Origin of the sequence: Enterobacter sp. BIDMC 29, from assembly GCF_019378755.1 — a bacterium.
GTDB classification, from domain to species: Bacteria; Pseudomonadota; Gammaproteobacteria; order Enterobacterales; family Enterobacteriaceae; genus Enterobacter; species Enterobacter ludwigii.
Window position 1 is genome coordinate 3,203,007 of the sequence record NZ_CP080000.1, and the last position, 14,417, is coordinate 3,217,423.

A 14,417-nucleotide genomic window follows, 5' to 3' on the forward strand; every position below is an offset into this window, starting at 1 on the left:
CCCCCGGGTGCAGATTTTTACAATCGTGGTAGTCTGGACGTCCAGACGTATAAAAACAGGGTTAGCGAACATGACAAAGAAGCATCTTGATACCACGCTGGTACAGGCAGGACGCAGCAAAAAATACACTCAGGGATCGGTCAACAGCGTGATTCAACGCGCCTCCTCACTGGTATTTGATACCGTCGAGGATAAAAAAATCGCCACGCGCAACCGCGCCAAAGGCGGGCTGTTCTATGGCCGTCGTGGCACGCTAACCCATTTTTCACTTCAGGAAGCCATGTGCGAACTGGAAGGCGGCGTGGGCTGCGCCCTGTTCCCCTGTGGTGCGGCGGCAGTCGCCAATACCATTCTGGCGTTTGTGGAACAGGGCGACCATATCCTGATGACCAATACCGCTTATGAACCAAGCCAGGATTTTTGCACAAAAATCCTCAGCAAGCTCGGTGTGACCACCGGCTGGTTCGATCCGCTGATTGGCGAAGGTATCGCTGAACTTATTCAGCCGAACACGCGCATTGTGTTTCTGGAATCCCCAGGCTCTATCACCATGGAAGTGCACGACGTCCCGGCTATTGTGAAAGCAGTGCGCAGCAAAGCCCCCGAGGCAATCATCATGATCGACAACACCTGGGCGGCGGGCGTGCTGTTCAGGGCGCTGGAATTCGACATTGATATCTCTATTCAGGCCGCGACCAAATATCTGATTGGCCACTCTGATGGCATGATCGGTACTGCGGTATCCAACGCGCGCTGCTGGGATCAACTTCGGGAGAATGCCTACCTGATGGGCCAGATGGTGGATGCGGATACGGCCTACATGACCAGCCGCGGTATCCGTACGCTGGGGGTGCGCCTGCGTCAGCACCATGAAAGCAGCCTGAAGGTGGCCGAATGGCTGGCCCGGCACCCGCAGGTCGAGCGCGTTAACCATCCGGCGCTTCCGGGCAGCAAAGGCCATGAATTCTGGCAACGTGACTTTACGGGCAGTAGCGGGTTGTTCTCATTTGTTCTTAAAAAACGGCTCAATAACGACGAACTGGCGAACTACCTGGATCATTTTACCCTTTTCAGCATGGCTTACTCCTGGGGCGGGTTTGAATCCCTGATCCTGCCTAACCAGCCGGAGCAAATTGCGGCTCTGCGCCCCGGTGGAGAAGTGGATTTCAGCGGCACGCTGATCCGACTGCATATTGGTTTAGAAGATGTTGACGATTTAATTGCGGATTTAGCGGCAGGGTTTGAACGTATCGTGTAGAGTGCATGCTGAAAATGTACTCCCTGGACGCTTTTGTGAACACTGCCACCAGAAAAGTCTGCATTAGTTGCGCCCGCGATCAAACCCCACGGGCGAATTAGGGAGTACAATAGCGCTATATCTGCATCTGCTGTTCCACAGGAAAGTCCATGGCTGTTATTCAAGATATTATTGCGGCGCTCTGGCAACACGATTTTGCCGCGCTGGCGGACCCTCACGTTGTAGGTATCGTCTATTTCGTGATGTTCGCAACCCTGTTTCTGGAAAATGGATTACTGCCAGCCTCATTTTTACCCGGTGACAGCCTGCTTTTACTGGCCGGGGCGTTAATCGGTAAAGGCGTCATGGACTTCACGCCGACGATGGTCATACTTACCTCCGCTGCCAGCCTCGGTTGCTGGCTGAGCTATCTGCAGGGCCGCTGGCTCGGCAATACGCGCGTCGTGAAAGGCTGGCTGGCGCAGTTACCGCATAAATATCATCAACGTGCGACCTGCATGTTTGACCGCCACGGTCTGCTGGCGCTGCTGGCCGGGCGTTTTCTGGCGTTTGTTCGCACGCTGCTGCCGACCATGGCAGGCATTTCCGGGCTGTCAAACCGCCGCTTCCAGTTCTTCAACTGGTTGAGTGCCCTGCTATGGGTAGGCGTGGTGACCACGCTTGGCTACGCGCTGAATATGATCCCCTTTGTGAAACACCACGAAGATCAGGTAATGACTTTCCTGATGATCCTCCCGCTTTTCCTGCTGGTCGCGGGACTGCTCGGGACGATTGCGGTCGTGATTAAGAAGAAATACTGCAGCGCGTGATATAAAAAAGCCGGGTGACGTTACGCTTACCCGGCTGGGCTCTCCCCTCAGGTCCCCTGCATCATTCTGATGCGCGACGCATCTTCCCCCGGCGTGACGCCGAAGTAACGCTTAAACTCCCGGCTAAACTGCGACGCACTTTCATAGCCCACCCGCATCGCCGCCGCGCTGGCCTTCATGCCATCATGGATCATCAGCATACGAGCCTTATGCAGCCGATAGGTTTTGAGATACTGCAGCGGCGAGGTGCTGGTCACCGACTTAAAATTATGATGAAACGCCGAGACGCTCATGTTTGCTTCCGCCGCCAGCTGGTCAACGCTCAGGTTTTCCGTGTACTGGCTTTCGATACGCTTGAGCACGCGGCTAATCAGGCTGAAGTGCGTCTGGCGGCTGACCAGCGCGAGTAATGCCCCACCGCCCGGCCCCAGCAGCACATGGTAAAGAATTTCGCGGATAATCTGTTTGCCCAGGATGCGTGCATCCAGCGGCCGTTCCATAACGTCGAGCAGACGCTCAATGGCGCAGAGGATCTCCTCGGATAACGTCGCGGAGTTAATCCCGCTCGCGGGCATCGACGGCCGGAACAATGCGTCCTCGCCAATCTCCATCAGCAGCTCCTGCAGCTGAAGGATATCGACATTTAAACGAATGCCCGCCAGCGGTACCGCTTCTGTCGCGAAAGTTTCACATTCGAAGGGTAAAGGTACTGTGAGCAGCAGATATTCATTGGTGTCATACCGGAACACGCGCTCATTGATATAGCCAATTTTATGGCCTGAAAAGAGAAAAACGATGCCCGGCTGGTACATGACCGGTGTGCGTGTCCCTGGCTGCGTCCCATACAGAAGACGAATGTCAGGCAACATGTCACCGACGCCATTTTCTTTATCAATCAGTCTTTTAATCTGCGCAGTAAGCTGAAGGCAGATTTCTTCACGGTTCATTTTACGTTACTCCGGCTACGGTTTCCGACGTTAACAGTGTGCGCAGTTTACCGTGTTTTCTCCAGCGTTCTGTAGAAATGGGCAAGACATCGGCAGGAATGTGCATTGAGAGGATAGCCCCGGACGGCCACAATGTGCAGCATCAGGTCGCCTTCAGCGCCACCACGGTTTTTCACCCACATAAGGGAACGAGCAATGAATAATTTTAATCTCCACACCCCAACCCGCATTCTGTTTGGTAAAGGTGCTATCGCCGACCTGCGCGCACAGATCCCCGCTGACGCCCGCGTACTGATCACCTACGGTGGCGGCAGCGTGAAAAAAACCGGCGTACTGGATCAGGTTTACAGCGCGCTGGAAGGTCTGGACGTGCGTGAGTTCGGCGGTATCGAGCCTAACCCGTCTTATGAAACACTGATGAACGCGGTCAAGATCGCCCGTGATGAAAAAGTCACCTTCCTGCTGGCAGTCGGCGGCGGCTCCGTCCTGGACGGCACCAAATTCATCGCCGCTGCGGCGCACTACGCGGACGGTATTGACCCGTGGCACATTCTGGAAACCCGCGGCAGCGATATCAAAAGCGCGATCCCAATGGGTTCCGTGCTGACCCTGCCTGCGACCGGTTCTGAATCCAACAAAGGTGCCGTTATCTCCCGTAAAACCACGGGTGATAAGCAGGCCTTTATGAACGATCACGTTCAGCCTGTATTCGCCATCCTCGATCCGGTTTACACCTACACCCTGCCTGCACGTCAGGTCGCGAACGGTGTGGTCGATGCGTTTGTGCACACCGTTGAGCAGTACGTTACCTACCCGGTAGATGCCAAAATTCAGGATCGCTTCGCGGAAGGCATTCTGCTGACGCTGATTGAAGACGGTCCGAAAGCGCTGAAAGAGCCGGAAAACTACGATGTGCGCGCCAACGTGATGTGGGCGGCAACCCAGGCGCTGAACGGTCTGATCGGTGCCGGCGTGCCGCAGGACTGGGCAACCCATATGCTGGGCCACGAACTGACGGCCATGCACGGTCTGGATCACGCACAAACGCTGGCCGTCGTCCTGCCTGCACTGTGGAACGAAAAACGTGATACCAAACGCGCTAAATTGCTGCAATACGCTGAGCGCGTGTGGAACATCACCGAAGGTTCTGACGATGCGCGTATCGACGCGGCTATCGAAGCAACCCGCAGCTTCTTTGAAGGTCTGGGCGTGCCAACGCGTCTGTCCGGCTATGGCCTGGATGGCAGCTCCATCCCTGCCCTGCTGGCGAAACTTGAAGAACACGGTATGACCCAGTTGGGCGAGCACGGCGACATTACGCTGGAAGTGAGCCGTCGTATCTACGAAGCGGCACGCTAAGCGTTTTTGACATCCCGCCTTTCGTTTTTTGACATTTCGTCCAGACTTAATGCACATCACATCGTCGGGGGTTCCCTCCGACGATGAGCACCTGAAGGAGGAAAAATGGCAAACCAAACCGTAATCAAGCTGCAGGATGGCAACGTGATGCCCCAACTGGGGCTAGGTGTATGGAAAGCCGGTAACGACGAGGTCGTCTCCGCCATTCATAAAGCACTGGAAGTCGGCTATCGGTCGATTGATACCGCCGCCGCGTACAAAAATGAGGACGGCGTGGGTAAGGCACTGGCCAGCGCTGGCATGCCCCGCGACGATCTTTTCATTACCACCAAACTGTGGAACGACGATCAAAAACGCCCCCGCGAAGCCTTGCAGGAGAGTCTGGACAAACTCCAGCTCGATTTCGTCGATCTCTATCTGATGCACTGGCCAGTCCCGGCTATCGATCACTATGTTGACGCCTGGAAAGGGATGATTGAGCTGCAGCAGGCAGGGCTGGTGAAAAGCATCGGCGTGTGTAATTTCCAGGTTCACCACCTGCAGCGCCTGATTGACGAGACGGGTGTCGCGCCAGTTATCAACCAGATTGAGCTGCACCCGCTGATGCAGCAGCGTCAGCTTCACGCCTGGAACGCCACGCACAAGATCCAGACCGAGTCCTGGAGCCCACTGGCACAGGGCGGTGAAGGGGTGTTCGACCAGAAAATTATTCGCGATCTCGCGGATAAATACGGCAAGACGCCGGCGCAAATCGTTATTCGCTGGCATCTGGATAACGGCCTGGTGGTGATCCCGAAATCGGTCACGCCATCGCGTATCGCTGAGAACTTCGACGTCTGGGATTTCCGCCTGGATAAAGATGAACTGAGTGAAATTGCGAAGCTGGACAAGGGCAAGCGTTTAGGCCCGGATCCCGATCAGTTTGGCGGGTGAATAAAAAAACCCCGGCTCGCCGGGGTTTTTATTTTTTACGCTTTACGTTTCACGGGTTTCTTCGCACTGGCGTTACCGTTTGAACGCTGATGCACAATCGGCGTGTGCTTGGTCAATGCCGGACGCGTATGGCGGTTCTGGCGGCGCGCTTCACGCATCTCGTCAAGCGTAGGCGCAGGCACCAGGCAGTCGCGGCGCGAGCCGATCAGATGCTTTTTACCCATATCTTCCAGCGCCTGACGGATCAGCGGCCAGTTAGCCGGATCGTGGTAGCGCAGCAGTGCTTTATGCAGACGGCGCTGTTTATCCCCTTTCGGCACCACCACATCTTCACTCTTATAGCCAATTTTACCCAGCGGGTTCTTGCCGGTGTAATACATGGTCGTTGAGTTTGCGAGCGGTGATGGATAGAAGTTCTGCACCTGATCCAGACGGAAGCGACGCTGTTTCAGCCACAGCGCCAGGTTCACCATGTCCTCATCGCGCGTGCCAGGGTGCGCGGAGATGAAGTATGGGATCAGATACTGCTCTTTACCCGCCTGCTTCGAGTAGGTGTCAAACAGCTCTTTAAAGCGATCGTAGCTGCCCATACCCGGCTTCATCATCTTGGACAGCGGGCCTTCTTCGGTATGCTCAGGGGCAATTTTCAGGTAGCCACCCACGTGATGCGTCGCCAGCTCTTTGATGTAACGCGGATCTTCCACGGCGATATCGTAACGTACCCCGGAGGCGATCAGGATCTTCTTGATCCCTTTCAGGTCACGCGCACGACGATAAAGGTTGATCGTCGGTTCATGGTTGGTATCCATGTGCTGACAGATATCCGGATACACGCACGACAGACGACGGCAGGTCTGTTCCGCGCGCGGTGACTTACAGCGCAGCATGTACATGTTCGCAGTCGGGCCGCCCAGATCGGAGATCACCCCGGTGAAGCCAGGCACGGTATCGCGAATGGCTTCGATCTCATTGATGATCGAATCTTCGGAGCGACTCTGAATAATGCGCCCTTCGTGCTCGGTAATGGAGCAGAAGGAGCAGCCGCCGAAGCAGCCGCGCATGATGTTTATTGAGAAACGGATCATCTCATACGCCGGGATTCGGCTCTCGCCGTATGCCGGATGCGGCACGCGTTTGTACGGCAGCGCGAAGACGCTGTCCATCTCTTCGGTGGAAAGCGGGATGGCCGGCGGGTTGATCCAGATAAAGCGCTCGCCGTGCTTTTGCATCAGCGCACGCGCGCAGCCCGGGTTGGTTTCGTGGTGCAAAATACGGGACGCATGCGCGTAGAGGACTTTATCGGCTTTGACCTTCTCAAAGGAAGGCAGCAGCACGTAGGTTTTTTCCCACGGTTTTGGGCGCGGCGGCTGAACAACGATAGCTTTGGTTTCAGCTTTCTTTGGCTCTACCGGTTTGTTATCCGCACACGGCAGATCGTCGCCGTACGGGTGCGGGATCGGGTCGATTTTACCCGGCATATCAATGATACGGGAATCCACCCCGCTCCAGCCCGGCAGCGCCTCTTTCACCATGATCGCGGTGTTGCGCACGTCGCGGATGCTGCTCACCGGCTCACCCTGTGAGAGACGGTGCGCCACTTCCACCAGCGGACGTTCACCGTTACCGTAAATCAGCATATCGGCTTTGGAATCCACCAGCACCGAACGGCGCACGGTGTCTGACCAGTAGTCATAGTGCGCGGTACGGCGCAGACTCGCCTCGATGCCGCCCAGGATAACCGGCACGTCTTTCCAGGCTTCTTTGCAGCGTTGGGTGTAGACCAGCGTCGCACGGTCAGGACGTTTACCCGCGACGTTATCCGGCGTGTAGGCATCGTCATGACGCAGCTTACGGTCGGCGGTATAGCGGTTGATCATCGAGTCCATGTTGCCTGCGGTCACGCCGAAGAACAGGTTGGGTTTCCCCAGACGCATAAAGTCGTCTTTGCTGTTCCAGTCAGGCTGGGCGATGATCCCCACACGGAAGCCCTGCGCTTCAAGCATACGGCCACAGATAGCCATGCCAAAGCTCGGGTGGTCGACATAGGCATCGCCCGTCACCAGAATGATATCGCAGCTGTCCCAGCCCAGTTGGTCCATCTCTTCCCGGGACATCGGCAGGAACGGTGCCGGTCCAAAGCAGGCCGCCCAGTACTGGGGCCAGGAGAAGAGGTCACGATCCGGCTGGATCAGGGAAATTGCGCTCATAGTGCTTCCGAAGAAAAAATAGACAAAAGGAGCGGGATTATACGCTGTTAGTCCGCCGGATTTGAAGAAAAGGATGCAAGAAGTAAACAGAAAATCCTGGAAGCCGTTAAAATACAGCGCACTGTTAATTTTGAATCATAATATCCACTCTATCTTGCGGTAATCAGTTACCGGGATGCATTCTGGCACGGAGTTTCTTTGTGAAGTTCAACGATTCGTTACATGTGTCCCAGCTGCGGGTTGTGCTTCACCTCTGCGGTTTTCTGGTTCTTCTGTACAGCCTGTCCATGCTGCCGCCGATGGTTATCGCCCTGCTGAATAAAGAGCGAACCTACTTTGCTTTTTTAACCACCTTTTTGACCTTTTTTACCCTTGGCGGACTTACCTGGCGGGCAACACGTCATTCCGGTATACAGCTGCGCACCCGTGACGGTTTCGTGATTATCGTTCTGTTCTGGCTGCTGTTTTCATTGATTAGCGCCATGCCGTTATGGATGGATGACGGTCTGCAACTCTCCTTTTCCGATGCACTCTTTGAAGGGGTATCAGGGATCACCACCACCGGGGCGACGGTGATTGGAGACGTCAGTGCCCTGCCGAAGTCGTACCTTTATTACCGCGCTCAGCTCAATTTCATTGGCGGATTAGGGGTCATCGTACTGGCCGTCGCGGTCCTGCCGCTGCTCGGTATCGGTGGCATGAAGCTGTATCAGTCGGAAATGCCTGGGCCGTTTAAGGAGGAACGCCTGACGCCCCGACTCGCCGATACCGCGCGTACGCTGTGGGTAACCTATCTGGCGCTGGGACTGGTCTGCACGCTGGCGTACTGGCTGGCGGGCATGCCCTTTTTTGACGCCGTCTGTCACGGGCTTTCCACCGTCTCATTGGGTGGGTTTTCAACCCGAAGTGAGAGCATCGGGTTTTACGACAGCCACGCGATTGAGCTTGTCGCCGGGGCTTTTTCGCTGCTTTCCGCGTTTAACTTTACCCTCTGGTATGTCGTCATCGCGCGCCGCACGCTGAAACCGATTCGGCGCAGCCCGGAGGTGAAATTCTTTCTCGGTGCCGCCACCGTCATTATCGCCATCACCGCCTGGCAGGTGTGGCACGCGGGGATGTACAACGGCACCGACAGCCTGGTACATGCCTTCTTTCTGGCCAGCTCCATGATGACCGACAATGGTCTTTCGACGGCCGATTACGCTCACTGGCCTCCCCACACCATTTTCCTGCTGTTGAGCGCCAGCTTTTTTGGCGGCTGCGTCGGCTCTACCTGCGGCGGGATCAAAGCGCTGCGTTTTCTCATCATGTTTAAGCAGTGTATTCAGGAGATGAATCAACTCGCGCATCCGCGCGCGCTGCTGAGCATTAAGGTCGGCAAAAGCGTCGTGAATGAACGCGTTCTGCGCTCGGTGTGGAGCTTCTTTTTTCTCTACGTGATGATAACGGGCTTTTTCGTCTGGGCGCTGAACCTGCTGGGATACGATCTGTTCACGTCATTTGCCACCGTTGCGGCCTGCATTAACAATATGGGGCTGGGGTTCGGCGAAACGGCATCAACCTTCGGGACGTTAAAAGACGAGGCCAAGCTGTTGATGTGTGCGGCGATGATTATGGGGCGTCTGGAAATTTATCCGGTGCTGATCCTGTGCTCACGCTTTTTCTGGCGGGCATAAACATTCCCGGCGAACCGGGAATCGTATCGTGGTTTAGGGGGCCGGGTTGACCAGCATCTGGCCGACGGATCCCCTGTCCATCATCTCCAGCGTCTGGCTGTGGAACAGGAACGGGAAGTGCGGCCACGAAGGCTGTCCGTAGTAGACCAGCAGTTCGACCTGCCCATCCACCCAGACGGTATCCTTCCAGCCCCTGTCTTCAGGGAACGGCATCGCGCCATTGACGTTGCGGATCAGGAAACTCACCCCTTCGATATGGAACGACTGCGGCATGTCCGAGCGAACCGTCCAGCGCTCCCAGGTGCCCTGCTGCGCGGTAATATCGATACGGTTAACGTCCCACAGCGTGCCGTTGATCCCCGGGTCGTCGCCCAGGCTGATATCGCGGCTGCGCACCGGCGAACCGCTCATGATCTCCTGCGGAAGCAGGCGCATCGGCAGGCTATCGGTCACCAACGGCAGCAGGCCGGTAGGACGCAGGGTCAGCACCAGGGTGGAGACCAGAATACTCGACGGCTCAAAGAAACCGCGAATGCGGTCCACAATGCTGGCCGCTTCGCCACAGGTGATCGACACCTCATCACCATTGGTCATATCAATAAGGATTTCGCGGCGTTCGCCTGGCGACAGCGCCAGCTGCTTCACGGAAACCGGGGCCGGTAAAAAGCCCTGGTCGCCGGAGATGACGTGTAGCGCGCGACCATCGCTCATTTGCAGCTGGTAGCGGCGCGAGTTAGAGGCGTTCAGCAGACGCAGACGTACCCATCCGCGCGACACTTCGACATACGGACTTTGCGCGCCGTTAACCAGCAGCGTATCGCCAACGAAGCCACCGCTGCCCGGCTCGCTGTATTCCGGCGTGCCGAAATTATCCAGCCGTTTGTCCTGAATAATGACCGGAAAATCATCCACGCCATAGTGGTTCGGGATTGGCAGGGATTTACTGATTTCATCTTCCACCAGCCACATGCCGGCCAGGCCGTTATACACCTGCTGGGCCGTGCGGTTAGGGGTATTGGCATGATACCAGAGCGTCGCCGCGCTCTGACGAATCGGCAGAACAGGCGCCCAGTCAGCGTTAGGCGACATCATGCGCGCCGCGCCGCCAAGCAGCGGGCCAGGCACCTGTAAACCACTGATGGTCATGGCGACATTTTCTGTCGTACGGTTACTGTAGATCAGCTTAACGTCATCGCCATTCCACACGCGTATGGTCGGCCCAAGGTAACGCCCGTTAATGCCCCACACCGGCGCACGCGTGCCCTGGGTAAAGGACCAGTGGCTGCGCTGTAGCGTCAGGAAAAGCGGCTGCCCGCGACGGGATTCTATTAACGGCGGAATGGGCAGCGGCTGTTGCTGCCCGGCGGCGTTGGCTGTCAGCGGCAGCGCACCCGCACAAAGGGCGATCCCGGAAGCCTGAATAAACTGACGCCGACTGAATGACATATAAGCTCCATCTGAAACGACTAACAACGCGGGAATTCGTTTTCCCTTTTAACGCCGGCTTACTTCTTACCGGCGGCTTCTCTCTCTGCGACTTCTTTGTCGAGCAGCGCAATATGCTGAGCCATCAGTTCACGGCAGTGTGCTGCCAGCTCGCGAACCTGATCTTTACCGTATTTGCTGGTATCCACCGGCGGCAGCATTTCGACAATCACCAGCCCGTTATTCAGGCGGTTAAGATTAATCTTATTAGAAGTATTGGAAACACACACAGGAATAATTGGAACACCTGCCGCAATTGCAGCATGAAACGCACCGGTTTTGAACGGCAGCAGGCCACGACCACGGCTGCGCGTCCCTTCCGGGAACATCCAGATTGAGATCCTGCGCTTTTTGAAGTGATTAACCACTTCAGCAATAGTGCTGTGCGCTTTCGCGCGGTTGTTACGGTCAATCAGCAGGTTACCGGTCAGCCAGTACAGCTGGCCGAAAAAAGGGATCCACAGCAGGCTCTTTTTGCCCACGGTCACGGTCGGTGGCAGAACAATGTTGGAGGCCGTCACCATATCGTAGTTGTTCTGATGGTTAGCGATAAAGATGGCGTTACCGAAGTTCTCAGCCCCTTCCGGCAGGCGTTTTTCAACCTTCAGGCCAAACAGCGGCGCAAGGCGGCCGAACATATGGCCAAAGGTGGCGACATGTTTCGGATTGCGCGGACTGAACAGGCAATAAATAGAGCCGAAAATACAGACCAGAATGCAGTAAATAATGGTAAGAATTAAACGAACAATGAATAGCATAGCGACCTCTGAAGCCCTGACAGCTGACAATTATACTTCACCTGTGGCCAGGTAAGGACTTTATTACGAGCGCGTATTGTTAATCGCAACGCACGAATTAACAACGATTTTACGGGAAATTTTATTGAAATTCCCCCTCCGGAACAGAGGGGGAGATAACGGCGTTACTCTTCGCTGTCGCCCGCGGTACTGCGCGCAGGAGAGTCAATCTCCACGCGGTCAATACGCTGCAGGCCGCGCATCAACGAGCCGCGTCGACCGCGCTCGCCCACCACTTTCTGCAACTCTTCCGGTCGAAGCTTGATTTTACGTTTGCCGACATGAATGGTCAGCGTGCTCTGCGGCGGCAGAATAAAGAGGTGCGCCAGACCATCTACCCCTTTCGCCGCTTCCGCTGACGGGATGCTGATGATCTTGTTGCCCTTGCCTTTTGACAATTCCGGCAGGTCGCTGACCGGGAACATCAGCATACGTCCGGCGGCAGTGATCGCCAGCAGCATATCGCTATCGTTTTCCACCACCAGCGGCGGCATCACATGCGCGTTGTCAGGCAGGCTGATCAGCGCCTTACCGGCACGGTTGCGGGAAACAAGATCGTTAAAGGTACAGATAAAGCCGTACCCCGCGTCAGACGCCAGCAGCAGTTTCTGGTCATCGGCTTCCATCAGCATATGGTCAACCGTCGCACCCGGCGGCAGCGTCAGCTTACCGGTAAGCGGTTCGCCCTGTCCGCGGGCAGAAGGCAGCGTGATCGGGTCGATGGCGTAGCTGCGCCCCGTCGAGTCGATAAAGGCGACCGGCTGGTTGCTCTTACCTTTCACGGCGGCTTTAAAGCTATCGCCCGCCTTGTAGCTCAACCCTGGCGCGTCGATATCGTGACCTTTAGCACTGCGCACCCAGCCGCTCTGAGACAGCACAATGGTGACCGGCTCAGATGGCTGCATGTCGTGCTCATTCATCGCCTTCGCTTCTTCGCGCTCATGCAGCGGAGAACGACGGTCGTCACCGAATGCATCGGCGTCAGCCTGCAGCTCTTTCTTGAGCAGGTTGTTCATCTTGCGTTCGGACGCGAGGATCGCCTGCAGCTGATCGCGCTCTTTTTCCAGTTCGTTCTGCTCACCGCGGATCTTCATCTCTTCGAGTTTGGCGAGATGACGCAGTTTCAGTTCAAGGATCGCTTCGGCCTGGGTTTCACTGATGCCAAAGCGCGACATCAGCGCCGGCTTCGGCTCGTCCTCGGAACGGATTATCTCAATAACTTCGTCGATATTGAGGAACGCCACCAGCAAACCTTCAAGGATGTGCAGGCGTTTAAGCACTTTTTCCAGTCGATAGTTCAGACGGCGGCGAACGGTATCGCGGCGGAACGTCAGCCATTCGCTCAGGATCTCCAGCAGGTTTTTCACTGCCGGACGACCGTCGAGGCCGATCATGTTCAGGTTGATGCGGTAGCTTTTTTCCAGATCGGTGGTGGCAAACAGGTGGTTCATCACCTGCTCCATGTCCACGCGGTTGGAACGCGGCACGATCACCAGACGCGTCGGGTTTTCGTGGTCGGATTCGTCGCGCAGGTCATCCACCATCGGCAGCTTTTTATTGCGCATCTGGGAGGCAATCTGTTCCAGCACTTTCGCGCCGGAGACCTGGTGCGGCAGCGCGGTGATGACCACTGCGCCGTCCTCTTTGGTCCACACCGCACGCATGCGCACGGAGCCGCGGCCGTTCTGGTAGATTTTGCGGATTTCCGCGCGCGAGGTGATGATTTCGGCCTCGGTCGGGTAGTCCGGCCCCTGTACGATATCCAGCAGATCGTCCAGCGTGGTCTTCGGCTGTTCAATCAGGGTGATGGCGGCTTTCGCCACTTCACGCAGGTTGTGCGGCGGAATGTCCGTCGCCATACCCACCGCGATACCGGTAGTGCCGTTCAGCAGGATGTTCGGCAGACGCGCAGGCAGCATTTTCGGCTCCTGCATCGTACCGTCGAAGTTTGGCACCCAGTCCACGGTTCCCTGACCCAGCTCGCCCAGCAGCACTTCAGCGTAGCGGGAGAGACGGGATTCGGTATAACGCATCGCTGCGAAGGATTTCGGATCGTCCGGCGCCCCCCAGTTCCCCTGACCATCCACTAGCGGATAACGGTAAGAGAACGGCTGTGCCATCAGCACCATCGCTTCATAACAGGCGCTGTCGCCGTGCGGATGGTATTTACCCAGTACGTCACCGACGGTACGGGCGGATTTTTTGAACTTGGCGGTCGCATTCAGCCCCAGCTCGGACATCGCATAGACGATGCGGCGCTGAACGGGCTTCAGGCCATCCCCGATAAACGGCAACGCCCTGTCCATGATGACGTACATGGAGTAGTTCAGGTAGGCGTTTTCCGTGAATTCATGTAGCGCGAGGCGCTCTGCCATATCGCTCATTATGTGTGATTCCTCAACTCAGAAACCGAAAGGTTTCAGGCAATATTGCCGCAGATACTACCTTATCTGGCGTGTTGAGTCACAAAGAAAAAGGGCCGCATCCGCGGCCCTTTCGGGGTTATTTGTTCAGTTTGATAACCTGCTTCACGTCGATTTCAAAATCGTTCCACTCTTTATCGACTTTACCCTGAATTTCCACCTTATCCTGCGGGGTTACGGTCACGCCGTTCCAGCGCTTGTGGTCAATCTCCACGTTAACCGTACCGGTCTCATCGCGGAAGGTGTAGCGGTCATCAGACAGGCGCTGAGTGATGTTCCCGCGCAGCTTCACCCAGCTGTCGTCCTTCATGTCCTTCACTTTCACCGCGGTGGTGAGGTTCGCGTCATTATCGACAAAACCGCCCGCCTGCGTCTGGGCCTGGGTTTGTGCGGCAGAGGGGCCGTTAAATCCGCCCTGTGCAGCAAAAACAGGGGCAGTGGTCATCATCATGATGGCGGCAATCGCAGCGAATTTTTTCATATTAACTCTCCCTTTAATGTGGTTTCGCAGTCCATTTAACAG

11 protein-coding genes are annotated in these 14,417 nt (G+C 56.2%); 5 read left to right on the plus strand and 6 right to left on the minus strand.

Translation table 11 applies throughout. The features are described 5' to 3' along the window. The first annotated feature begins 70 nt into the window (after positions 1-70). Positions 71-1,258 carry a cystathionine beta-lyase gene (metC, locus tag JTA15_RS14025; RefSeq protein WP_020883660.1) on the plus strand — a complete coding sequence of 396 codons (1,188 nt, stop codon included), beginning with the start codon at positions 71-73 and terminating at the stop codon, positions 1,256-1,258. A 149-nt stretch (positions 1,259-1,407) separates the two neighbouring features. Next, positions 1,408-2,067 carry a DedA family general envelope maintenance protein YghB gene (yghB, locus tag JTA15_RS14030; protein ID WP_014171613.1) on the plus strand — a complete coding sequence of 220 codons (660 nt, stop codon included), beginning with the start codon at positions 1,408-1,410 and terminating at the stop codon, positions 2,065-2,067. 47 nt (positions 2,068-2,114) lie between these two features. Here the strand turns inward: yghB and JTA15_RS14035 are convergent, their stop codons facing one another. After that, positions 2,115-3,014 carry an AraC family transcriptional regulator gene (locus tag JTA15_RS14035; RefSeq protein WP_219372420.1) on the minus strand — a complete coding sequence of 300 codons (900 nt, stop codon included), beginning with the start codon at positions 3,012-3,014 and terminating at the stop codon, positions 2,115-2,117. A 195-nt stretch (positions 3,015-3,209) separates the two neighbouring features. Between JTA15_RS14035 and yqhD the strand changes: the two genes are divergently transcribed. Both yqhD and dkgA read left to right on the plus strand, forming a co-directional pair. Further along, entirely contained in the window at positions 3,210-4,373 is a 1,164-nt protein-coding gene (gene yqhD, locus JTA15_RS14040) for an alcohol dehydrogenase (protein WP_044857771.1), read from the plus strand. 105 nt (positions 4,374-4,478) lie between these two features. Next, on the plus strand, positions 4,479-5,306 hold the full coding sequence (gene dkgA, locus JTA15_RS14045; protein ID WP_020883657.1) for a 2,5-didehydrogluconate reductase DkgA: 828 nt from the start codon (positions 4,479-4,481) through the stop codon (positions 5,304-5,306). A 35-nt stretch (positions 5,307-5,341) separates the two neighbouring features. Here the strand turns inward: dkgA and JTA15_RS14050 are convergent, their stop codons facing one another. Then, a complete protein-coding gene (locus tag JTA15_RS14050; RefSeq protein ID WP_020883656.1) occupies positions 5,342-7,513 on the minus strand; it encodes a YgiQ family radical SAM protein in 2,172 nt (723 codons plus the stop codon). A gap of 200 nt (positions 7,514-7,713) precedes the next feature. Between JTA15_RS14050 and JTA15_RS14055 the strand changes: the two genes are divergently transcribed. Then, positions 7,714-9,189 (plus strand): TrkH family potassium uptake protein, encoded by a 1,476-nt coding sequence (locus JTA15_RS14055; protein WP_014171619.1) that lies wholly within the window; start codon positions 7,714-7,716, stop codon positions 9,187-9,189. A gap of 33 nt (positions 9,190-9,222) precedes the next feature. Here the strand turns inward: JTA15_RS14055 and ftsP are convergent, their stop codons facing one another. From ftsP to JTA15_RS14075, 4 genes are all read right to left on the minus strand, one after another. Further along, the gene (gene ftsP, locus JTA15_RS14060) at positions 9,223-10,635 is read right to left on the minus strand and encodes a cell division protein FtsP (RefSeq protein WP_020883655.1); all 1,413 of its coding nucleotides are present in this window, start codon (positions 10,633-10,635) and stop codon (positions 9,223-9,225) included. Between the two features lie 59 nt (positions 10,636-10,694). After that, the gene (gene plsC, locus JTA15_RS14065) at positions 10,695-11,432 is read right to left on the minus strand and encodes a 1-acylglycerol-3-phosphate O-acyltransferase (RefSeq protein WP_020883654.1); all 738 of its coding nucleotides are present in this window, start codon (positions 11,430-11,432) and stop codon (positions 10,695-10,697) included. Between the two features lie 164 nt (positions 11,433-11,596). Next, complete coding sequence (gene parC / locus JTA15_RS14070; protein WP_014171622.1) at positions 11,597-13,855, minus strand: DNA topoisomerase IV subunit A; 2,259 nt, start codon at positions 13,853-13,855, stop codon at positions 11,597-11,599. 118 nt (positions 13,856-13,973) lie between these two features. Beyond that, a complete protein-coding gene (locus JTA15_RS14075; RefSeq protein ID WP_020883653.1) occupies positions 13,974-14,375 on the minus strand; it encodes a YgiW/YdeI family stress tolerance OB fold protein in 402 nt (133 codons plus the stop codon). Positions 14,376-14,417 lie beyond the last annotated feature (42 nt).

Coding starts and splice junctions, on each gene's coding strand:
- ftsP (WP_020883655.1), bottom strand. CDS start 10,635: ATGTCATTCAGTCGGCGTCAGTTTATTCAGGCTTCCGGGATCGCCCTT.
- metC (WP_020883660.1), top strand. CDS start 71: ATGACAAAGAAGCATCTTGATACCACGCTGGTACAGGCAGGACGCAGC.
- parC (WP_014171622.1), bottom strand. CDS start 13,855: ATGAGCGATATGGCAGAGCGCCTCGCGCTACATGAATTCACGGAAAAC.
- JTA15_RS14075 (WP_020883653.1), bottom strand. CDS start 14,375: ATGAAAAAATTCGCTGCGATTGCCGCCATCATGATGATGACCACTGCC.
- yghB (WP_014171613.1), top strand. CDS start 1,408: ATGGCTGTTATTCAAGATATTATTGCGGCGCTCTGGCAACACGATTTT.
- JTA15_RS14050 (WP_020883656.1), bottom strand. CDS start 7,513: ATGAGCGCAATTTCCCTGATCCAGCCGGATCGTGACCTCTTCTCCTGG.
- plsC (WP_020883654.1), bottom strand. CDS start 11,432: ATGCTATTCATTGTTCGTTTAATTCTTACCATTATTTACTGCATTCTG.
- yqhD (WP_044857771.1), top strand. CDS start 3,210: ATGAATAATTTTAATCTCCACACCCCAACCCGCATTCTGTTTGGTAAA.
- JTA15_RS14035 (WP_219372420.1), bottom strand. CDS start 3,014: ATGAACCGTGAAGAAATCTGCCTTCAGCTTACTGCGCAGATTAAAAGA.
- dkgA (WP_020883657.1), top strand. CDS start 4,479: ATGGCAAACCAAACCGTAATCAAGCTGCAGGATGGCAACGTGATGCCC.